Here is a 21,579-nt window from a genome sequence, read left to right on the forward strand (position 1 = left end):
CGCCTCAATTCCATGAACACACCACCTTGCCGCAATGACCGGACTCCATCAGGTCGAATCCCTTCTGGAAATCGTCAATCGGAATCTGATGCGTGAGCACTTTCTGTAGCGGGAATCCGCTCAGTACCATCTGCGTCATCTTGTACCAGGTTTCATACATGCGGCGACCGTAAATGCCTTGCACGGTGAGTCCCTTGAAGATGATCTTGTCCCAGTCGACGCCGGCGCCGCGCGGGAGGATGCCGAGCAGGGAAATCTTGCCGCCGTGGTACATGCATTCGAGCATGTCGTTGAAGGCGCGCGGGTTGCCGCTCATCTCCATGCCGACATCAAAGCCCTCGATATGCAGATCCTTGACCACATCGAGCAGCGACTGCTTGGATACGTTCACCACGCGTGTGGCACCCATGTCCGCGGCAAGCTTGAGGCGATAGTCGTTCACATCCGTGACGACCACATTGCGCGCACCTACATGCTTGGCAATGCCGGCGGCGATGATGCCGATGGGGCCCGCGCCAGTTATCAGAACATCCTCGCCGATCAGGTCGAACTCGAGCGCGACATGCGCGGCATTGCCATAGGGATCGAAGAACGCAGCCACTTCCGACGGAATCTGATCGGGAATCGGCCACAGGTTGGAGGCAGGTACGGCGACATATTCGGCGAACGCGCCATTGCGGTTCACCCCTATGCCCACCGTGTGCGGGCAAAGGTGTTGCTTGCCGGCACGACAGTTGCGGCAGACGCCGCAGACGATATGGCCTTCGGCTGACACGCGCTGGCCGATTTCGTAGCCACGCACGCCGGCACCGATCTCGACGATGCGACCGACGAATTCATGGCCGATCACGAGGCCGGGCTTGATCGTGCGTTGCGACCAGTCATCCCACAGGTAGATATGCAGGTCGGTACCGCAGATGGCCGTTTTCTCGAGCTTGACCAGAACGTCGTTCGGGCCGATTTCGGGAATGGGAACCTGCTCCATCCAGATACCCTTTTCCGCTTCGCGCTTGACCAGCGCCTTCATTACATTGCTCATTTCATGATCCTGGCGAGACCGGTGCATTATACGGTCAAAGGGCAGGGTACCCGTGCGGTTCAGCCGGCAACGCGGCCATTCGATCGGTTGCTGCAGTTCAGCGTCGTTGTGCCGTCGTCGGGCTCAGGAAACCGGGAGCTGGTGCGACGGCACCACGACTTCATTCAGGCCCAGCAAGTCGATTGCCGAATCCTGGTCCATCGAGCGATGAAAATGGAAGCCTTGCAGGCGGTCGCAGCCGGCGGACTGGAACCAGGCCAGCTGGGCGGCGGTTTCGATGCCCTCGGCAACCACTTCCAGGCCCAGGCTGTGGGCAAGGGCGAGCATGGCCCGCACGATCGCTGCATCGCGAGGATCGATGAGCACGTCGACCACGAAGCTGTGGTCGATCTTGATGCCGTCGAACGGCAATTGGCGCAGATGCTTGAGGGAAGAGAAGCCGGTTCCGAAATCATCCAGCATCACGCGTACGCCGAGATCGCGAAGGCGATCGATGCTCAGTGCCGCACGTTCGGGGCGTTCCAGTGCGATGGACTCGATGATCTCTATCTCCAGACAGGTCGCTTCGAGGCCGGTGCGCTCGAGAACGGAGTGGACGAGATCGGGAAAGTCGCGGCGCTGGAAACTGTAGGCGGACACATTCACGGCCACGGTCAGCGGCTCGCGATCGCTGCGCTGCCAGCTGCAGGCGCTGACGCAGGCCTGGTTGAGCACCCAGACATCCAGTGCCTCGACCAGTCCAAGCGGTTCCAGCTCCCTGATGAAGGCATCGGGAAGCAGGCGCCCCATGGTGGGATGTTGCCAGCGGACCAGAGCCTCGAAGCCGCAGATTTCCAGACTCCAGCCATCGAGAATCGGCTGGAACTCGAGCACGAATTCGTTTTTCGAAAAGGCCGTGCGCAATTCCGACTGCAGAACCAGGCGGCTGCGTGCCTCGGCATCAAGATCGGGTGCGTAGAAGCGATAGCACATCGCCCCTTCCCGGTGGGCTCGCGCCCTGGCCATTTCGGCGAAAGACTGCAGCGCTTCGGGGCTGGTGGCATCCTGTGGCGAAAGGGCGATGCCGACGCTCGCTTCGAGGGCCAGTTCCCTGCCGCTCCAGATGACCGGCATGGCGAGCGAAGCGAGAATCTCCTCGGCCACACGCGAAGCGCCGGGTTCCGCACTCAATCCCGTTCCGTGAACAGCAATGTGGTCGGCACCGGGACGTGCGGCTACCAGTCCGTTCTTGCGCGCGACTTCCTCGATGCGTTCCGCACTGGCAGCCAGGGCGATATCGACGCCGTCCATGCCCGATGCAACAGCGATGTTGCCCAGATTGTCCAGTCGCACCAGCAGCAACGCAGCTCCTTGCGGGTTCTGCATCTGCTGGCCCAGATGGCTGATCATCTGGGCACGATTCGGCAAACCGGTCAGTTGATCGAACAGGCGCAGCCGCTCTGCGGCATCGGATGCGCTTTCGGCGCGATCCCGCTCGCTTTCCAGCAGCCAGATCACCAGCCCGTAACCGATAAAGATCTGCGTGACCAGGCTGGCGATGCTGGTATAGCGCAACCACGGCCAGGCGCCGACGCCGTTGGCCTGGGCGAGATAGGCGGAAAAGATGTGCAGTTGGTCAAGGCCGTAGAGACTCAGGGCCACGCCGGTCAACTGTTGGCCGAGCCGACCGCGTGGCCACTGCCTGGCGATGGCCAGCCCCATGGCAAGCGCGGCCAGTCCAATGACCAGATAGCGCAGGCCGACGCGCAGGAAGTGGCGTTGCATGGCGAATTGCGGGTCGAACGCAAAAGCCAGACCACTGAGCAGGCCGATCAGGGTGGCCAGGACCAGCGCCTGCCGAATCTGCTTCCGGGTCCAGCGCCGTGTGCGCCAGATCGCGAGGGTCCCCATGACCAGCGCAATGACCTGGGTATAGGCAGCGGCCAGCGACAGACAGGAGATGCCCAGACGCAAGGGGTGTGATGAGGGGAGAACGCCCAGCAACATCCAGGAGGTGCCGGCCGTTGCCAGATACACGAACAGGGCGAAGAAACTGATGGACCAGAGCAGCAGATGGTCGCGTCTGAAGATGCGGTAGTAGTGCGCGAAGACGATGCTCTGGGTCAGAGCGATCAGCGATCCCGCAAGGTAGATCACGAGGTCGAGTTTCGCCCACTCATCCATTTGTCAGCGTCCGCGGAAAAAGCCGTGAATCGCTATGGGAGCCCAGCCGGGGCATGTTTGTCAAAGTTTATGAATTCAACGGGCCGATTCGCTTGTGTTCGTCGACCCCGTCAGTTCTGTTCGCATGCAATCCCGCATGTCGGACAGGATCAGCCGACCTGCGCGGGAAAGCGAGATAGAATTCGGCTTCGTTCGAGCCACTGCCGGAAAAGATTCTGTATCCCATGATGTCCCCGGAGTCCGCACGATCGACTCATGCAGGATTGATCCTGGTGCCCGGAGCCGCCTGTTGAAGCACGCAGTGGACCAGCGGCCGCCTGTCATCTTCCTGATGGGCCCGACGGCGTCAGGCAAGACAGCGCTCGCGTGTGCACTGGCCGATCGCCACGCCATCGATCTGGTCAGTGTCGATTCCGCCCTGGTCTATCGCGGCATGGATATCGGAACGGCCAAACCCGACGCCGCTACCCTGGAGCGTTTTCCACATCGGCTTCTGGATATTCGAGATCCTGTCCAGCCCTATTCGGCAGCAGAGTTTCGCTCGGACGCCCTCGCCGAGATCGAAGCAATCCTCGCTGCCGGCAGAACTCCCTTGCTGGTTGGCGGAACCGGACTCTACTTCCGTGCGCTCGAACGCGGTCTGTCGCCATTGCCGCAAGCGAGCGGCCCGCTGCGCTCGGCGCTTTCGAACGAGGCCGAACGCATGGGCAAGGCGCACATGCACCAGCGTCTGGCCTTGCTGGACCCGGTCAGCGCGGCCCGATTGAACGTCAATGACACCCAGCGTATCCAGAGGGCGCTGGAAGTCATCGAACTCAGCGGCCAGCCGATGTCCGGCTTGCAGGGTGCGCCACGTCCGCGTCTGCCCTACCGGATCCTCAAGCTGGCCCTGTTCCCGGTGGATCGGGCACCCCTGCATCAGCGTATCGAGGACCGTTTCGACCAGATGCTGGCCCAGGGGCTGATCGCCGAACTGGAGCGATTGCGCGACTTGCCGGGGTGGTCGGAGGACCTGCCTGCCATGCGCGCGGTGGGCTACCGGCAGGGTTGGGCCTACCTGTCCGGTCAGGCGAGCATGCAGGACTTTCGCCTGTCGGCGATCCATGCGACCCGCCAGCTGGCCAAGCGCCAGATCACCTGGCTGCGCTCGGAACTGGATTGCAGGATGCTCGATTCCGAGGCTTCGGACGTTGCGGACTGCGCGGATGCGGCGGTTTGCAGCTTCCTCGAGCCCCGAGAGCCCTTTTAGCCCGACATATTATTCGGACGATCATTGGTTTAAGATCCCTCCCATGTACCGGGGCGTTTCGTTGCCAATCGGCGATATCGGCTGGCCGGCTTGGCTTGCCACGCGCATTTTTCCCGGTTCGGGGTGCCGCACAGGAGAATAATAATGTCCAAAGGACAATCGCTGCAGGATCCGTTCCTCAACGCGCTAAGGCGTGAACGCGTTCCGGTCTCGATCTATCTGGTCAACGGTATCAAGTTGCAGGGTACGGTCGAGTCTTTCGACCAGTTTGTCGTGCTCCTGCGCAACACGGTCAGCCAGATGGTCTACAAGCACGCCATTTCAACGGTGGTGCCGAGTCGCAATGTCCGCATCAGCGGACCCGATGACGCCATCGTGGGCGACGTCCAGGAAACAGAATAATCGAACTGTTTGATCGATCCAGAAAAGGCGAACGAGCCCTGCTCCTGCAAGCGCAGGCGCCAGGCCAGCATGACCCCGCCTTGCTCGAGGAGTTTGCCGAACTGGCAAGGTCAGCCGGTGCGACCGTGGTCGGAACGCTGAATGCGCGTCTGGAGCGCCCGAATCCGCGCTACTACGTAGGCACCGGCAAGGCGGAGGAGCTCAGGCAGCACAAGGCTGCCCTCGATGCCGACCTGATCCTGGTCAACCACGCCCTGAGCCCGGTCCAGGAACGAAACCTTGAAAAGCTGACCGAATGTCGCGTGGTCGACCGTACCGGTCTGATCCTCGATATCTTTGCCCAGCGCGCGCGCTCGCATGACGGCAAGTTGCAGGTCGAACTGGCCCAGCTCAAGCACCTGTCGACGCGCCTGGTGCGTGGCTGGACGCATCTGGAACGCCAGCGTGGCGGTGCAATCGGCCTGCGCGGACCTGGCGAGACCCAGCTCGAAATCGACCGTCGCCTGCTCAGCGTCCGCGTCAAGCAGCTGCAGAAGCGTCTGGACAAGGTGGAAGTGCAGCGCACCCAGGCGCGGCGGTCACGCGAACGCAGCGCCTTGCCGGTTGTGGCCCTGGTCGGCTACACGAATGCCGGAAAATCGACTCTCTTCAATGCGATGACCGGTGCCGCCGTATACGCGGCGGATCAGTTGTTCGCGACCCTGGATCCGACTTTGCGACGAATCGATGGTCTCGAATGCGGGCCCGTGGTGCTGGCCGATACGGTCGGATTCATCCGCGACCTGCCGCATGACCTCGTCGCCGCCTTCCGCTCCACCCTGGCAGAAGCCCGCGAAGCGGACCTGCTGCTCCACGTGATCGACGCTTCCGATCCTGAACGGGATGCCCGGGTCGCGGATGTGGAGAGCGTCCTGGCCGAAATCGGCGCTGCCGATCTGCCCCAGCTACTCGTATTCAACAAGATCGACCTGCTCGATTCCGATGTCGAGCGGGTCGAGCGCTACGAGCGTGACGGTCCGTCCAGGGTGTGGGTGTCGGCTCGTGACGGTACCGGCATTGAATCGCTGCTCCATGCGGTGGGTCACGCGCTGGCCAGCGAACGCGTTCGCCAGACCCTGCTGGTCCCGGCCGCATCCGGGCGCCTGCGCGCACGTTTGCACGAGCTGGGCATGGTGGCTTCCGAGCAGGCCATCGACGAAGGCTGGAAAATCGAGCTGGATGCGCCGCGCTCAAGGGTTGAACCCCTGTTCGGCATGCCGGATGGCCTCGGCGAGTGGTTGAAAGCGGCCCTGGTTGCCCCGACTACTGGGCCTACCTACAATCATTCGGGCAACCGATAAACTTGGAGCGCCTCCGCGGCACTATCGCTGCGGGAAACTGTTCAGAGGCAGGCGCCCTGCAACAACTCTCCGCCATCCACGCTTCCAGCAGGGAAACCGTGGTCATCCGGCGCGAGATAATCCAGACAGGAACGGCTAATGGCTTGGAATGAACCCGGTGGCGGCAAGCAGCGCGATCCGTGGAAGGACAACAGCGGTGGTGGCAAGAACGATCTTGATGACGCCGTAAACCGCATGAAGGAGACCTTTGGCCGCCTTTTCGGAAGCGGGGGCGGTGGCGGCAATGACTCGGGATCGGGTGGCGGCAATCGAGGCAACCTGCTGGTCGCGGTCCTCGGGCTGGCGATTGCATGGACGCTGTTCGATTCGTTCGAGCGGATCAAGGCCAACGAGGCCGGTGTCGTGCTGCGCTTTGGTGAGTATTCGCGGACGATGCCGCCGGGCTTCAACCTCAAGTGGCCGCGACCGATCGAGACCGTGGCCAAGGTTGATGCCACCCAGATCCGTGCCGTATCCGACACCGTGCGCATGCTGACCCGCGACGAAAATATCGTCCAGGTCGAGTTCAATGTGCAATACCAGGTCGCGGACCCGACCCTGTATCTGTATTCAACTCGCGACCCGGACGAAACCCTCAAGCAGGCCGCCGAGAGCGCAGTGCGCGAAGTGATTGGCACCAGCAAGCTCGACGCGATCATGCCGGACCAGCGCGTGGAGCTGGTCGAGGGCGACAAGCCGGTAGTCAATCCGAGTGCCGAACTGGCCAGCCAGTCGAAGAAGGTTGTTCAGCAGACTCTGGACCGCTACAACGCCGGCTTGCGAGTGACCGAGCTCAATTTCCAGAACGTGCGTCCGCCGCAAGAGGTCAAGGATGCCTTTGACGATGCGATCAGCGCGCGCGAGGACAGACAACGTGCCAGCAATATCGCCGACGCCTACGCCAAGCGGGTCGTGCCGGAGGCACGCGGCGAGGCGGCTCGAATCCTGGCTGAAGCAATGGGCTACAAGGCCGAGCGCATTGCCAAGTCGGAGGGCGACGCGCAGCGATTCAATCTCATTGCAAACGAATATCGGGCTGCTCCGGATGTGACGCGCAAGCGCCTGTACATTGAAACGGTGCAGCAGGTGGTCAGCAGCACGCCCAAGGTGGTCGATTTCACGGATGGCAAGAATCTGCTGCAGATTCCGGTTCCCGGCGCGACCGCGGCTACGCCGATGCCCGCCACGACAGCGGCGGCCGCAACCGTCTCTGAACCAGAAAAGGGAGGCAACTGACATGCGCTCGCTGTCCGCTATCGTGATTGCTGCAGTCTTCTTGCTGGCGATCAATTGTGTCTTCATTGTCAACGAAGGCCAGACGGCCATCCTCCTGCAATTCGGCCGCATAGCCGAATCCGGCCTCAAGCCCGGCTTGCACTTCAAGCTTCCGTATCCGATGCAGGAAGCGCTGCGTTTCGATGCAAGGCTGCAGACGCTGGATGCCGCTGCCGAACGCTATCTGACCTCGGAGAAGAAAGACGTCAATGTCGACTTCGTGGTCAAGTGGAAGATTTCCGATTCCTCCAAGTTCTATACGTCCGTGGCCGGGGAACAGGAGCGCGCGCAGTTGCGCCTGGCGCCCATCGTCAAGGATGGCATGCGCACTGCAATCAATTCGCGCACCTTGCAGGAAGTGGTTTCGAGCGCACGCTCCGATCTGACCGACTCACTGGTCGAGACCGCGAACATCGCCGCTACCAATCTCGGTATCGAGATCATTGATGTCCGCATCAAGCGTGTCGACCTGCCCGAGGCCAGTTCGGTGTTGCGTTCGGTGTATGAGCGCATGCGTTCGGAGCGCAAGCAGGTCGCCGATGCCCTGCGCGCCGAGGGCAACGAGGCCGCCGAGCGCATTCGTGCCGATGCCGATCGCCAGGTTCAGGTGATCAAGGCAGAAGCGTATCGCGAAGCGCAGACCGGTCGCGGCGAGGGTGACGCCCAGGCAGCAAGAATCTATGCCGACTCCTATGGAAAGGATGCCGAGTTCTACGCGTTCTACCGGAGTCTCGAGGCCTATCGCGAATCGTTTCAGGCGCCAAACGGAGTGCTCGTGCTCGATCCGAAATCGGAGTTCCTGAAGTACCTGCAGAACAGCAAGTAGGCAGGGCATGCCAGCCGAGCTGACTGCGGCGCTGTGCCTGGTGCTGGTCATCGAAGGCCTGATCCTGTTTGCCGCACCAGGCGCATGGAAGCGCATGGCCCTGCGCCTGCAGGAGATCGACGAGCGAACGTTGCGCATCGTTGGGGCCGCAATGATCGTGTGCGGATTGGTCGCATTGAGGCTGGTGCATTGAAGGCCGGGATGGGGACTCGGGATTGGGCATTCGGGACTAGGCAACAGGGATTCGCAGGAGCAGGCTTCAGCAGTCCCGAGAGGGGAGTCCCTTTGGTCGCGATGCTTTTTTCGCCACCCTGAATGAGAAATTCGCCCCATAGCGGGGGCGTTCAACGAACAAAAGAGAACATCATGGGCAATTCTGTAGTAATTCTGGGTGCGCAGTGGGGCGATGAAGGCAAGGGCAAGATCGTCGATCTGCTCACCGAGCGGGTCGGCATCGTTGCGCGTTTCCAGGGCGGCCACAACGCCGGTCATACGCTGGTCATCAACGGCAAGAAGACGGTCCTGCACCTGATTCCATCCGGCATCCTGCGCGAAGGCGTGCAGTGCCTGATCGGCAACGGCGTCGTGCTGTCGCCGGCCGCATTGCGCCAGGAAATCGCGGAGCTTGAGGCCGAGGGCGTGGAGGTTCGGTCACGCCTGAAGATCAGTCCGGCCACGCCGTTGATCATGCCCTACCACATCGCCGTGGATCAGGCTCGCGAGAAGGCCTCCGGTGCCAAGGCAATCGGCACGACCGGCCGCGGTATCGGCCCGGCCTACGAAGACAAGGTGGCCCGCCGCAGCATCCGTGTCGCCGACCTCATGTATCCGTCCGAGTTGCCGGAAAAGGTCCGTACGGCAGTGGACTATCACAATTTCATCCTGACCCAGTGGCTGAAGGCCGACGGCGTCGACTATCAGACCGTGCTCGATGAGGCGCTGGAATACAGCGAATATCTGCGCCCGATGATCGATGACGTATCAACGATCCTGCACGACGCGCGCCGGCGCGGCGACCATATTCTTTACGAAGGCGCACAGGGCGCACTGCTGGATATCGATCACGGCACCTATCCTTACGTGACCTCATCGAATACGACCGTTGGTGGCGCCCTGGCAGGTACCGGTGTCGGCGCCAGCGATATCGATTATGTGCTCGGCATCTGCAAGGCCTACGCGACACGTGTCGGTGGTGGACCGTTCCCGACGGAACTGGACGACGAGATGGGCGAGGCGCTGCGCAAGCGTGGAAACGAATTCGGGGCGAGCACCGGGCGGCCGCGCCGCTGCGGCTGGATCGATCTTGTCGCCTTGAAGCGCGCGACCCAGATCAATGCGATCAATGGCCTGGCCATCACCAAGCTCGATGTGCTCGACGGGTTGCCAACCATCAAGGTTTGCGTTGCCTATGAGTACCGCGGCAAGCGTCGCGATCTGGCGCCACTGGATGCGGACGGCTGGGACGAGTGCAAGCCGGTCTATCTTGAATTCCCCGGGTGGGAAGAGCCGACCTCAGGCGTTCGCGAGTGGAACCAGTTGCCGGCGGCCGCGCGAGCCTACCTGCGCGCCGTGGAGGAGCTCTCCGGCTGCCACCTGGCCCTGGTGGCGACCGGAGCCGATCGCGACGATACCATCGTGCTGCGCGATCCGTTCGCCTGATTGGCCGGGATTCGGGATTCGGGATTGGAGATTCGTAGCGGCTGGTGCTGCTCGAATGGGCCGCTCTCTCCCGAACTCTGGCGAAAAAAAACCGCCTTGCGGCGGTTTTTTTCGATTTGGTGCCCAGAAGAGGACTCGAACCTCCACGGGTCGCCCCGCTAGCACCTGAAGCTAGTGCGTCTACCAATTCCGCCACCTGGGCTTGTGCCTCGGTGCGCTGTCGCCACCGGGGGCGCGAAAGATACGTTGGCCGTTGCACACTGTCAATGATTGAGCGCGCACAATGTGGCCCTACCCATCTTTGCCGGGTGAGTTTTCCCCGGCATCAACGGCCTGTCAGGCAGGCCGACAACCCTACCGGGAGTAAATATCGGTGAGAAAAAAAACAAAAGGACCGAGCAAATCCGGGACAGGCAAGCCGCCTTCCCGAAAATCGGCGCCAGCGAAGGGGGGGGCGAAGAAGAGTGCCCGCCCGAAACTGCCACCCTGGATGCCGGAAACCGCTTCGGCGCCGGCCACGGGCAGCAAGCGTACAAAGACAGTGCCCTCGCCAATGCGTGGCAAAAGTCGACCGGGTCGAACCGAAGATCCGTTCGCCCGCCGCGAAGCACAACGCTACGAGAATCCGATTCCGAGCCGTGAGGCCATCCTGGCCCTGCTCAGCGAGCAGGCCGCAATGATGAAGACCGAGGCCGTGGCAGCCGCGCTTGGACTGCGCAGCGAGCAGGATGTCGACGCCCTGACCAAGCGGCTGGCCGCCATGGTGCGCGATGGCCAACTGCTGCAGAACCGTCGCGGTGGTTATGGCGTGGCCGAAAAGCTCGACCTGATTCCAGGTGTCGTACTGGCCAATGCCGAGGGTTATGGATTCCTGCGTCCGGACGAGGGCGGTGAGGACTTGTACCTCTCGCCTGCGCAAATGCGAACCGTGCTGCACGGCGATCGCGTGCTCGGCAGCGTGGTCGGCGTCGACCGGCGCGGGCGTCGCCAGGGTGCCATCGTGGAAGTGCTGGAACGCCGGGCCTCGCGCCTGGTCGGTCGCGTCATCGTGGAGGATGGCCTGGTACTGGTATCTCCTGATGATCGCAGGGTGCATCAGGACATTCTGATTCGACCCGGCAACGAGCTGGGTGCGCGTGCCGGCCAGATCGTGATTGCCGAAATCAGCGATCCGCCAACCCAGCATCGCGGACCGATGGGCCGCATCCTTGCCGTACTCGGCGAACGCCTGACCCCGTCGATCATCGTGGAGATGGCGATCGCCAGCCACAATCTTCCGCACGAGTGGCCGGACACGGTCACGCGTCAGGCCGCCGAAGTCGATCCGCAAGTTCTGGACTCCGAGATCAAGGGCCGCGTCGATCTGCGTTCGATGCCACTGGTCACGATCGATGGCGAAGATGCGCGTGACTTCGACGATGCCGTCTACGCGGAATCGAATGCGCAAGGCTCCAGGCTGGTCGTGGCCATTGCCGACGTTTCCCACTACGTGAGTGTCGGCAGCGCCCTCGACGAGGAAGCCTATCTGCGCTCGACTTCCGTGTATTTCCCGGGCTTCGTCGTGCCCATGCTTCCGGAGACGCTTTCCAACGGCATCTGCTCGCTGAATCCGAAGGTCGACCGGCTGTGCATGGTCTGCGACATGCAGGTGGATCGCAACGGTGAGGTCGTCAGTTCGAAGTTCTATGATGCGGTCATGCGTTCGCATGCGCGACTGACCTATACCAAGGTCTGGGAGGCGGTTGGCGAGAAGCTGGACGACGTGCGCGCCGAGCTTTCCGACCTGATGCCCCGCCTGGAATGCCTGCACCAGCTCTACAAGCTGCTGGCCAAGGCGCGCCAGAAGCGAGGTTCGATCGATTTCGAAAGCACCGAAGTGAAGTTCCGCCTGGCCGCTTCCGGTGAAGTGATCCAGTTGGGTTCGGAGCCGCGCAACGATGCGCACAAGCTGATCGAGGAATGCATGATCGCCGCGAATGTGCAGGCGGCACGGTTCCTGCTGAAGAAGCGAATTCCCGCGCCCTACCGCGTGCATGAGCCGCCACCGGCATCGAAGTTCGAGGATTTGCTCGAGTTCCTGCGCGAGTTCAAGCTCAAATTGCCGCCTGCCGGTGAAGTGAAGCCGTCGGACTTTGCCGCGCTGCTGAAGAAGATCCGGGATCGACCGGATGTCAGCCTGATCGAGTCGGTCATCCTGCGTTCCCAGAGCATGGCCGTATATCAGCCCGAGAACACCGGGCACTTCGGTCTTGCGCTCGATGCGTACGCGCATTTCACTTCGCCGATTCGTCGCTATCCAGACTTGCTCGTGCATCGGGCCATCCGTTATGCCATCAACGGCGGCAAGCCTGCCGAGTACGAGTACTCGCCGACCCAGATGGGCTCCATGTCCGTGCATTGCTCGCACAACGAGCGTCGCGCACAGGAAGCCGAGCGGGATGTGGACGAGCGCTACAAGTGCGCATGGATGGAGAAGCACGTCGGCAGTGAATTCGACGGTGTCGTCTCGGGCGTGACTTCATTCGGATTGTTCGTCGAGTTGACCGAGTCGAAGATCAACGGCCTGGTCCACATCACTCAGTTGCCCAACGACTATTATCACTTCGATCCGAAACGGCATCTGCTCAAGGGCGAACGTCGCGGCCTCAGTTTCCGGCTTGGCGACCAGGTACGGATCCAGGTGTTGCGCGCCAGCCTCGAGGACCGCAAGATCGATTTCCGTCTGGTGGCAGACGAAACCCGGGGGGCGAGCTCGCGATGAGCAAGCATGCGTTCGGCGTATCTCTCGTCGAAGGTCGTCACAATGACCTGGCCCAGTGGGTCGGCGAATGGGAAGGCACCATCCGGGTCTGGTTCGAGCCGGGTTCGGTCGGTGACGAAGCGCCCATCAGCGGTTCGATTCGCAGCACGCTGGGCGGACGCTGTCTGGTCCACGAGTATGAAACGCAGTTCATGGGCGAACGCGAGCAGGGCCTCGCCCTGTACACCTGGCATATTGACCGCCAGTGCCACGAATGCGCATGGATCGACAGCGCGCATACCGGTACGCAGATCATGTACTCGGAAGGTGTCCGCGATCAGGACCGTTTTTCGGTGCTTGGCAGCTACGGAGGCTACGATGGTGATCCGGCCTGGGGTTGGCGTACCGAAATCGATCTGGTCGATGCCGATCACCTGCGCATCAACGCCTTCAACATCTCACCCGAAGGCGAGGAATCCAGGGCCATCGAAATCGCCTATGTGCGAAAGTCATGATCGCCGGCTATTCCGTCACAATGCGTCTACCCTGCTGGGCAATCCACACTTCACGGCATCTGGTACTCCATGAGCACTGAACTACTGATCGGCATCCATTCCATCGAGGCAGCGTTGAATTACGATGCCGGCAACGTTGTCGAGTTCTATGTGGAAACCGGTCAGCAGAACCCGCGTGTGCGAGAGCTGGCCGAACGTGCGCGCGACCTCGGCATCAAGCCGCATGCGCGGGATCGCGCAGATCTCGATCGCATGACCGGTGGCGGCCGTCACCAGGGCGTAGCCGCGCTGTACCGTACGCCACCCCCGCGCAGCGAGAGCGAATTGCCCGCACTGGTCGAGTCGGCCGGGCAGGATGCCCTGTTTCTGGTGCTTGACGGTATTACCGATCCGCACAATCTCGGCGCCTGCCTGCGCAGCGCCGAGGCGGCTGGAGTCACTGCGGTGATCGTGCCGAAGGACAAGGCCGTCGGCATCACGCCCACGGTGCGGCGTGCATCCGCCGGTGCGGCCGATCGCGTTCCGTTCTTTGCCGCCACCAATCTCGCGCGAAGCCTCAAGCAGCTCAAGGACGCCGGTGTGTGGCTGACCGGTCTGGCTGGTGACGCTCCGCAATCCTTGTATGCGAGCGATTTCAAGGGGCCGGTCGCGATCGTTGTCGGCAGCGAAGGCGAGGGCATGCGTCGCCTTACGCGTGAAGCCTGCGATTTCCTTGCCAGCATCCCGATGCGCGGCAGCGTGGAAAGCCTCAACGTCTCGGTGGCGACTGGTGTCGTCCTGTTCGAGGTGTTGCGCCAGCGATCAGCCTGAAATCCTCATGACAGAGCGCATGCCCGGTCTGGACTTGCTGCGACTGTTCGCGGGCCTGGCCCTGATCGTCTGTCACGCCGGTTTCTGGCTTTCGCCGTTGCGGATCCCCGATACGTTCTGGCTCATGCTCGGCCACCTCGGCGTCGAATTGTTCCTGGTCAGTACCGGTTTCCTCCTCGCCCGGCGTGGATTCGCGGCCATCCATGCGGAGTCGGTCTGGCGCAACTGGTTGCGTGCGCTGTTCCGGCTATGGCCGCTTTACGCGGTGCTGCTGGTGGTCAATCTGGCCCTGATTCCTGCCGGTGATCGCCTGCCTGACTGGATCAGATACCTGGGCTTTGCCCAGAACCTTGCCTGGCCGCATCCGGAATTTTTCGGCGAAGCCTGGATCGTGGCTGCCGCAGCGATGATCATGCTGATCGTCCCCGTCATCGCCACAGCCTTGCACGGGCGGAAACTCATGCCGGGTCTGCTGGTCATTGCGGCGCTCTTGCTGGCTGCGCACGGACTGCGTGTCCTGCTTGTCTGGCAAGGTGATCCGGTGTTCGATCTGGGCGTGCGCAAGATCCTGATTTCAAGGCTGGACCTGCCGTTTTATGGACTGCTGGTTGCGTGGCTGTGGATTGGCCGTTATGCCTTGCTCATGCGCTGGCGCGGGTCGCTCGCGATCGCCGGCCTAGCCCTGCTGGGCCTGAGCGTATGGATGCATCTGACCATTCCGCTGAATGCTTCCATGTCGGCGCGCGTCTACCTGTTGCCGGTGTGCGATCTCGGCTGGGCGCTGATGCTGCCGTGGGCATGCTCGGCACGACTGCACGCCTCGATTGCCGTGATTGCGCAAGGCCTGGCGGCGAGTGCGTTCGCTGGCCTGCTCACGCACATGACCGCGTTGCGCGTGGGTGCCGCCTACGGCATGCCGCTCAGCCCGGCTTCAACGGCGGACGGCATTCTGATGTTGTCATCCTATGTGCTGCTCGCCGTCGGCCTGGCCCTGCTGGTTTGCCGACTCATCGATCGCCCGTGGCTCGCCTTGCGTGACCGCTGCCTTCCGCTTGCGGCGAAGCATCCCGGCCCAGTCGCGGAACGGTGAGAATACTGCCGCACCGGGGCTGTTGAGGTTCTCCCGGGAGTGCAGACCGGTGGCCGGGTATTCGTCGCGGCCGGGTTTGCTGTAGGTGCCAAATACGACGTCATAGATGGGAAAGAACGCCGCGAAATTCCTGTCCGTGTGCTGAGGCTCGATGGAGTGGTGCAGCCGATGCCATTGCGGGCCGGCAATCACGGGTGTCAGCGGGCCCAGCGGCAGGCGCAGGTTGAGGTGGACGAAATACCCGAACAGGATCATGCCTGTGGCTATCCAGGCGACCGTGACCGGCTTCTGGTCGAACAGCAAGCCGATCGGCAGAAGGATCAGCCAGATCCGCAGCGGTTCCTCCAGCCAGTGGTGGCGCAAGGTCGTCGTCACGTTTACTGACTCGTCCGAATGGTGCAGTTTGTGCAGCGGCCAGGCCGCCGACAGCGTGTGCTGGGCGCGGTGAAACCAGTAGTAGAAAAAATCATAGACAAGGAAGAACACCAGCGCCTGAAGGATTTGCCAGCCGACGCCATCGGGGAAGTGGATGGGAATGTGCAGGCCGTGCTTCTGCACGATCGGCTGCATCAGTGCCATCAGCGGAGCCAGCAGGAGCAGGTTGAGGATGATCACGAAGAAGATATAGCCGATATTGAATGCGATATTGCCGAATGGCTGGGCGCGTTGCGCAGGGCGCAATCTCTCGACAAGCAGGCCGACAAGCAGGATCACGATCACCAGCTTGGCGTCTCCAAGGAATCGGGCGGACAATTCACTCAACGATTGCATCTGTCAGTTGTATCCAGGGATATGGACGGATCCGGGCTGATACATGGTGGCGGGCCAGCTGTCTTGAAAGGGGCGCAGGTTCAGTCCTGCCGATGGCGCTCTTTGCCGTGCGGGAGCCACTCCCCGAAACGGACACATGGTCGAAGAACTCGGCGCCCATTGTATCGCGACGAACCGTGCAAGCCGATGATGCAGGCAAATCCGCGCCGTGTTTCCAGCCACCCGGCAATCTGTACGCGGCGCTCGACACCCTCAGCGACGTGACGTCGATTTCGCGACCCGCTTGGCAGAATGCATGGGTGCGAGGCTTGTCTGAACGAGCCGAAACGGACAGACTTGCTATTGTGTAGCACAGGGGATAGTGGAATGTTTCGAATCGTCATCATTGATGACCATGAGCTCGTGCGCACGGGATTTCGCATGATCCTGGAGCAGCAGCCGGATATCGATGTGGTCGGTGAGGCTCCGGATGGCGAGCAGGGCCTGGCACTGCTGAGACAGTTGAAACCCGACCTGGCCCTAGTCGACGTTCACATGCCTGGCGTCAGCGGGATCGAAGTCACGGAACGGGTGCGCAAGCTCAAACTGAAGACCCGCGTCGTCATCGTGACCATGGTCAGCGAGTCTCCGGTTCCACGCCGCCTGCTCGAAGCAGGGGCCAGCGGCTACATCACCAAGTCCTGCACGGCGGACGAACTGCTCAAGGCCGTGCGGCAGGTCGCCGGCGGCCGGCGCTACCTCGCTCCGGGCGTCGCCGAAGCCATGGCGCTGGATGCCATCGATGGCTCGGAGCAATCACCCTTCGAGAGTCTCTCCGCCCGCGAACTTGAAGTGGCCCTGTTGCTCGCGCGAGGCCAGCCGATGCAGTTGATCGCGGAAAAGCTCAGTCTCAGCGCCAAGACCGTTGCGACCTACAAATACCGGTTGTTCGAGAAACTCGCGATCGACAATTCGGTCACCCTCGCACACATGGCCGGGTTGCACGGATTGATGGACGCGAGCGGCACGCGCTGATCACGGGCAGCGCTGCTCTTCTACCCTGATCGCCTTGTCGCACGCGCCGCGAGCGTTCGGGGCGGATGCAAACCGGCGTGAGCATTCGCAATACCCTGCGCACCTCCAGGTGCGCAGGGTCATTACGGCAAGTATTTCAGGACTCGCTGGTGGGTTCCGGCTTGCCTGCCCGAGACGTATCCCGGTCGGGCCTGGCCGGTGCCGTCTCCGGTTTCTCTGCAAAGGTCTTCGCCACCTCAGCCGCCACCTGCGGTTGCATGGCAAGTATGGGAGAAGGTGCCGTAACGGGCAGCTCGGATCGCGTTCCGGCATTGCGTGCAGGTACCGTGAACAAGTCCTGGGCCGGCTCTGCCCGGGAAGTGCTCGAAGCCTGGGCTGGCGCCGAAGTCCGGGCCGGAGCCGAGGTCTGGGCCGGAGCCGAGGTCTGGGCCGGAGCCGAGGTCTGGGCCGGAGCCGAAGTCTGCGCCGGAGCCGACGTCTGAGCCGGAGCCGACGTCTGAGCCGGAGCCGACGTCTGAGCCGGAGCCGACGTCTGAGCCGGAGCCGACGTCTGAGCCGGAGCCGACGTCTGAGCCGGAGCCGACGTCTGAGCCGGAGCCGAGGTCTGTGCCGGAGCCGAAGTCTGAGCCGGAGTCGAAGTCTGAGCCGGAGTCGAAGTCTGAGCCGGAGTCGAAGTCTGAGCCGGAGTCGAAGTCTGAGCCGGAGTCGAAGTCTGAGCCGGAGTCGAAGTCTGAGCCGGAGCCGAGGTCTGGGCCGGAGTCGACGTCTGAGCCGGAGTCGAAGTCTGAGCCGGAGCCGACGTGTGGGACGGAGTACGGTCGGCCTGGTGATCTGCAGTCGTTCCGGTGGCGGTCGTCACGTTCGCCTGTGCCGGCTTGTCTCCTGCACGGGATTCAGCGGACTCTGCCGAGGCGGCAGCGCCTGTCCGTGCGCCAGCCGGTCTGCGACCGGAGCGAGGCCGCTTGTGATCAGCGTCTTCATCATCGAATTCATCGTGTACGACGGCCGCTGCCTCGAGTCCTGTCGCTGAGGTGCTCTCGGCATCGTTTTCTCCCTTGCGGCGACGGCGACCACCACGGCGTCCGCGGCGACGCTTGCTGCTGGACGAGGATGTCTCGGTTGTCGTCTGGGCGTTTTCGGTCGCGCCACCTTCAGTCGCGACGACGCCTGCTTGCAGTTTCTTCTCCTCAACCGCCTGTTCGCCTTCGACTGCGGCAGCGTTTTCGGCCCTGGCAGACTGCCTGCCGCGTCCACGGCCCTGCGCCTGCGCGCCGCCCTGCTGCTTGCGGTCTTCACGTTGTGGTCGTGGCGCCTGGTCCTGGCGCTGGGGCTTTTGACCCTGGGTCTTGCGTCCGTCGCGGGATTCGCCGCGGCCTCCCTCGCGGCGACCCGATTCGCTACGCGCACCGCGCCCTTGCGGCGTGCGCTGCGCGCCAGATCGGCCGTCACGCTGCTCGCGTCGACCCTGGTTCGTGGCCTTGCGTGCCTCGGTCTGCGTGGTTTCGCTTTCGGTGGAGCTCGAAAACAGACTCTTGAGCCAGGCGAAAAAACCGCCTGTTGGAGCAGCCGACGCCGATGGAGCTTGCGACGACTTATGGGTTGCCGCGAGCTCGGTTCTTTCAGGAGCGGGGCTGGCCGGTACGACACGACTGACGGCAGGCTGTTCCGGCTCTTCAGCGGCCGTGGCCATCTGCGGCAGGGCAGTGGGCTCGACCGGCGTGATGCGCTGATAGCTGGGTTTCACATCATCGCTCATGTCCGCCGAACGGATTCGCTCGATGTGCAGATGCGGTGTCTCCAGCTTGTCGTCGGCGACCACGATGACCTGTACTTCCTGGCGCGTCTCGATCTCGCTGAGCTGACGGCGCTTTTCATTGACGAGGAAGTTGGCGACATCCGGTGGCGCCTGAACCAGCACCTGTCCGGTGTTTTCCTTCATGGCATGTTCTTCGACCAGCCGCAGTGCCGACAGCGACAGCGACTCGACACCACGGATGCGGCCGTGGCCATCGCAGCGCGGGCACACGATCTGGGTGGCTTCGCCCAACGAAGGACGCAGGCGCTGGCGTGACAGCTCCAGCAGACCGAAGCGCGAGATGCGCCCGATCTGCACGCGGGCGCGATCGACGCGCATGGCGTCTTTCAGCTTTTCTTCGACTTCGCGCTGGTGGCGCGGGCTGTCCATGTCGATGAAATCGATCACAATCAGACCGCCGGCATCGCGTATGCGCAACTGGCGAGCAATCTCGACGGCTGCTTCGAGGTTGGTGTTGAACGCCGTGTCCTCGATGTCGCTGCCCTTGGTCGCCTTCGACGAGTTGATGTCGATGGCAGTCAGTGCTTCGGTCTGATCGATCACGATCGAGCCGCCCGCGGGCAGTCGCACAGTGCGCTCGAACGCATTTTCGATCTGTGTTTCGATCTGGAAACGGGAGAACAGGGGCACCGTGTCCTGGTAAAGCTTGAGCTTGCGCAGGTTGTTCGGCATGACCTGCTGCACGAACTCGCGGGCGTCGTTGTACAGCTCCTCGTGATCGATCAGGATTTCGCCGATGTCATTGCGCAGATAGTCGCGCAGGGCACGAATGATGAGCTTGGATTCCTGGTAGATCAGGAACGGTGCGGGACGCGACGTGGCCGCTTCGGCGATCGCCTTCCACAGCTGCATCAGGTAGTCGAGGTCCCACTGCAGCTCTTCTGCGTCGCGACCCATGCCGGCGGTGCGGATGATCAGGCCCATTTCATCGGGCAGCTGAAGCTCATCCATCGCATCCTTCAGGTTCTGCCTGTCCTCGCCTTCGATTCGGCGCGACACGCCACCGGCCTTGGGATTGTTCGGCATCAGGACGAGGTAGCGGCCAGCCAGACTGATGAAGGTGGTCAGGGCAGCGCCCTTGTTGCCGCGCTCTTCCTTGTCGACCTGGACCACGACAGTCTGGCCTTCCTTGATCAGTTCGCGAATGCCGGCCTTGTTGGCGTCGACTCCGGAAGCAAAATACTGCTTCGAGATTTCCTTCATCGGCAGGAAGCCATGGCGTTCGCCGCCGTACTCGACGAAACAGGCTTCCAGGGAGGGCTCGACCCGGGTAATGCGGCCGAGATAGATGTTCGATTTCTTCTGTTCCCGGGAGGGAATCTCGACATCGAGATCAAACAGGGTCTGGCCATCGACGATAGCCACACGCAACTCCTCACGCTGAGTTGCGTTGATCAACATACGCTTCATTGTCTTGTTTCCTTGCAAGCGCTCGAACCGCTGCCGCGCGTTGCGCGCTGTCCGGAGACTTCGCGCCGCGCGATCCGCTTGGACCGGAGTACCGGCCGCGGGAGCGCTTGTTTGTTAAATTGCCGACGCTTTCCGGGCGCCAGCGCTCATTTGGTGCATGCGACTCCGGAAACCCTTTGCCTCCTCGAAGGCGGCAAGCAATCTCTGATTCGAACCGTTACGATGTCCGGGCTTTCGAGACCTGCGTGCCCCTCAAACTTGAGTTCAGGCAGCAGGGCTCGGACAGGCATAACGACTGAATGCGCCTATGTAATGTCTCGAGATTCCCGGAATCGGGGCCCCGATGACGGCGCGATACGCGGGCGGAGTGTATCAGTCAGATCCGGATTTTTTCAATGAAGACACACACTTCGGTCAATATTGCAGACACCGTCTCGGCTGGCGTGCAACTCGTCAAAGTTGACGATGATCGCGATGGGCAGCGTATTGACAACTACCTTTCCGGCCGCCTGAAGGGGGTTCCGCGCAGCCTGATCTATCGGATCCTGCGTACCGGGCAGGTCCGCATCAATGGTCGCCGGGCCAAGCCGGACACGCGCCTGAATGCCGGCGACGAGGTGCGAATACCTCCCGTTCGCGTGGCCGAGCGCGGCGATCAGGGTCGGCCGGCGGATGGCCAGTTGATCAGGATTGAAGAGGCCATCATTCACGAGGATCGCGATTTCCTCATTCTCGACAAGCCCAGCGGCGTGGCCAGTCACGGCGGCAGCGGTATCAGCTTTGGTGCGATCGAGCTGCTGCGCGCAGCCCGACCCAGAGACACTCTGGAGCTTGTGCACCGGCTCGACCGGGATACCAGTGGCGTGCTCGTGTTCTCGCGCCGGCGATCGGCGCTGACGGCCCTGCAGACGGTCATCCGCGAGGGACGGGCGACCAAACACTACCTGGCCTTGCTGCAGGGCCACCTGCCCAAGCCACGAATGACCGTCAACGAACCCTTGCGCAAGTCGGTACTGCAGGGAGGTGAACGCATGGTCCGCGTCGATCCGGCTGGCAAGCCCTCGGTATCGCACCTGATCCAGTTGCAGCGATTCGCAGAGGCGACTCTTTGCGAAATCGCCATCGAGACCGGCCGTACCCATCAGATCCGGGTGCACACCTCGCACATCGGTCACGCCGTGGCGGGTGATGAGAAATACGGTGAAAAAGGCTTCAACCAGCGCATGCGCGAATTCCGCCTGAAGCGGCTGTTCCTGCACGCGGCACGATTCGAATTCGAGATCGGCGAGCGCAGCTTCGCCTTCAGCGCCCCGTTGCCTGCGGACTTGAGCCGCGTCGTTGATGCGTTGCAACCGGCTGGCGCCGACGCGGGAGCGCTTGCTCGGTAGTCGAAGCGGCCCCGATCGCTGACTCTTTTCCGT

At 62.3% G+C, this 21,579-nt stretch carries 16 protein-coding genes, 1 tRNA gene and 1 pseudogene; 13 read left to right on the top strand and 5 right to left on the bottom strand.

Annotated elements, in window-relative coordinates:
* Window positions 1-4 precede the first annotated feature (4 nt).
* Both tdh and R3F00_RS07170 read right to left on the bottom strand, forming a co-directional pair.
* Entirely contained in the window at window positions 5-1,027 is a 1,023-nt protein-coding gene (tdh, locus tag R3F00_RS07165) for an L-threonine 3-dehydrogenase (RefSeq protein WP_371281177.1), read from the bottom strand.
* A 135-nt stretch (window positions 1,028-1,162) separates the two neighbouring features.
* Window positions 1,163-3,202, bottom strand: a complete 2,040-nt coding sequence (locus R3F00_RS07170) for a putative bifunctional diguanylate cyclase/phosphodiesterase (protein ID WP_371281079.1) — start codon at window positions 3,200-3,202, stop codon at window positions 1,163-1,165.
* A gap of 331 nt (window positions 3,203-3,533) precedes the next feature.
* Here R3F00_RS07170 and miaA point away from each other — a divergent pair, with 331 nt between their 5' ends.
* The 7 genes from miaA to R3F00_RS07205 all read left to right on the top strand — a co-directional run bounded on the left by miaA (window position 3,534) and on the right by R3F00_RS07205 (window position 9,992).
* Window positions 3,534-4,451 (top strand): tRNA (adenosine(37)-N6)-dimethylallyltransferase MiaA, encoded by a 918-nt coding sequence (miaA, locus tag R3F00_RS07175; protein ID WP_371281178.1) that lies wholly within the window; start codon window positions 3,534-3,536, stop codon window positions 4,449-4,451.
* Between the two features lie 144 nt (window positions 4,452-4,595).
* Complete coding sequence (gene hfq / locus R3F00_RS07180; protein WP_371281080.1) at window positions 4,596-4,853, top strand: RNA chaperone Hfq; 258 nt, start codon at window positions 4,596-4,598, stop codon at window positions 4,851-4,853.
* A gap of 5 nt (window positions 4,854-4,858) precedes the next feature.
* Entirely contained in the window at window positions 4,859-6,193 is a 1,335-nt protein-coding gene (hflX, locus tag R3F00_RS07185) for a ribosome rescue GTPase HflX (protein WP_371281179.1), read from the top strand.
* Between the two features lie 138 nt (window positions 6,194-6,331).
* Window positions 6,332-7,468, top strand: a complete 1,137-nt coding sequence (gene hflK / locus R3F00_RS07190; RefSeq protein ID WP_371281081.1) for an FtsH protease activity modulator HflK — start codon at window positions 6,332-6,334, stop codon at window positions 7,466-7,468.
* A gap of 1 nt (window position 7,469) precedes the next feature.
* The gene (gene hflC, locus R3F00_RS07195) at window positions 7,470-8,333 is read left to right on the top strand and encodes a protease modulator HflC (protein WP_371281082.1); all 864 of its coding nucleotides are present in this window, start codon (window positions 7,470-7,472) and stop codon (window positions 8,331-8,333) included.
* A gap of 7 nt (window positions 8,334-8,340) precedes the next feature.
* On the top strand, window positions 8,341-8,526 hold the full coding sequence (locus R3F00_RS07200) for a DUF2065 domain-containing protein (RefSeq protein ID WP_371281083.1): 186 nt from the start codon (window positions 8,341-8,343) through the stop codon (window positions 8,524-8,526).
* 173 nt (window positions 8,527-8,699) lie between these two features.
* The gene (locus R3F00_RS07205) at window positions 8,700-9,992 is read left to right on the top strand and encodes an adenylosuccinate synthase (RefSeq protein WP_371281084.1); all 1,293 of its coding nucleotides are present in this window, start codon (window positions 8,700-8,702) and stop codon (window positions 9,990-9,992) included.
* Between the two features lie 117 nt (window positions 9,993-10,109).
* On the opposite strand, the gene R3F00_RS07210 is transcribed toward R3F00_RS07205, so the two are convergent.
* Window positions 10,110-10,194, bottom strand: a tRNA-Leu gene (locus tag R3F00_RS07210).
* A 351-nt stretch (window positions 10,195-10,545) separates the two neighbouring features.
* Here R3F00_RS07210 and rnr point away from each other — a divergent pair.
* The 4 genes from rnr (at window position 10,546) to R3F00_RS07230 (ending at window position 15,147) form a co-directional block, all read left to right on the top strand.
* Window positions 10,546-12,753, top strand: a complete 2,208-nt coding sequence (gene rnr / locus R3F00_RS07215; RefSeq protein ID WP_371281085.1) for a ribonuclease R — start codon at window positions 10,546-10,548, stop codon at window positions 12,751-12,753.
* Window positions 12,750-13,247: a DUF1579 domain-containing protein gene (locus tag R3F00_RS07220; protein WP_371281086.1), complete on the top strand. Its 498-nt coding sequence runs from the start codon at window positions 12,750-12,752 to the stop codon at window positions 13,245-13,247. Before rnr ends, R3F00_RS07220 begins: the two co-directional genes overlap by 4 nt.
* Window positions 13,248-13,316: 69 nt before the next feature.
* Complete coding sequence (gene rlmB / locus R3F00_RS07225) at window positions 13,317-14,057, top strand: 23S rRNA (guanosine(2251)-2'-O)-methyltransferase RlmB (RefSeq protein WP_371281088.1); 741 nt, start codon at window positions 13,317-13,319, stop codon at window positions 14,055-14,057.
* Window positions 14,058-14,064: 7 nt separating this feature from the next.
* Window positions 14,065-15,147: an acyltransferase family protein gene (locus tag R3F00_RS07230; RefSeq protein ID WP_371281089.1), complete on the top strand. Its 1,083-nt coding sequence runs from the start codon at window positions 14,065-14,067 to the stop codon at window positions 15,145-15,147.
* A 96-nt stretch (window positions 15,148-15,243) separates the two neighbouring features.
* Here R3F00_RS07230 and R3F00_RS07235 read toward each other — a convergent pair.
* Window positions 15,244-15,918 (bottom strand): annotated as a pseudogene (locus tag R3F00_RS07235) (sterol desaturase family protein); the annotation flags it as partial.
* Between the two features lie 366 nt (window positions 15,919-16,284).
* Between R3F00_RS07235 and R3F00_RS07240 the strand changes: the two are divergent.
* Window positions 16,285-16,932, top strand: coding sequence for a response regulator (locus R3F00_RS07240; protein WP_371281090.1), 648 nt, complete (start codon window positions 16,285-16,287; stop codon window positions 16,930-16,932).
* 136 nt (window positions 16,933-17,068) lie between these two features.
* On the opposite strand, the gene R3F00_RS07245 is transcribed toward R3F00_RS07240, so the two are convergent.
* Window positions 17,069-20,158, bottom strand: coding sequence for an Rne/Rng family ribonuclease (locus tag R3F00_RS07245; protein WP_371281091.1), 3,090 nt, complete (start codon window positions 20,156-20,158; stop codon window positions 17,069-17,071).
* 395 nt (window positions 20,159-20,553) lie between these two features.
* Between R3F00_RS07245 and R3F00_RS07250 the strand changes: the two genes are divergently transcribed.
* On the top strand, window positions 20,554-21,546 hold the full coding sequence (locus R3F00_RS07250) for an RluA family pseudouridine synthase (protein ID WP_371281092.1): 993 nt from the start codon (window positions 20,554-20,556) through the stop codon (window positions 21,544-21,546).
* Window positions 21,547-21,579 lie beyond the last annotated feature (33 nt).

This window comes from Dokdonella sp. (assembly GCF_041395345.1).
Taxonomy (GTDB): Bacteria; Pseudomonadota; Gammaproteobacteria; order Xanthomonadales; family Rhodanobacteraceae; genus Dokdonella.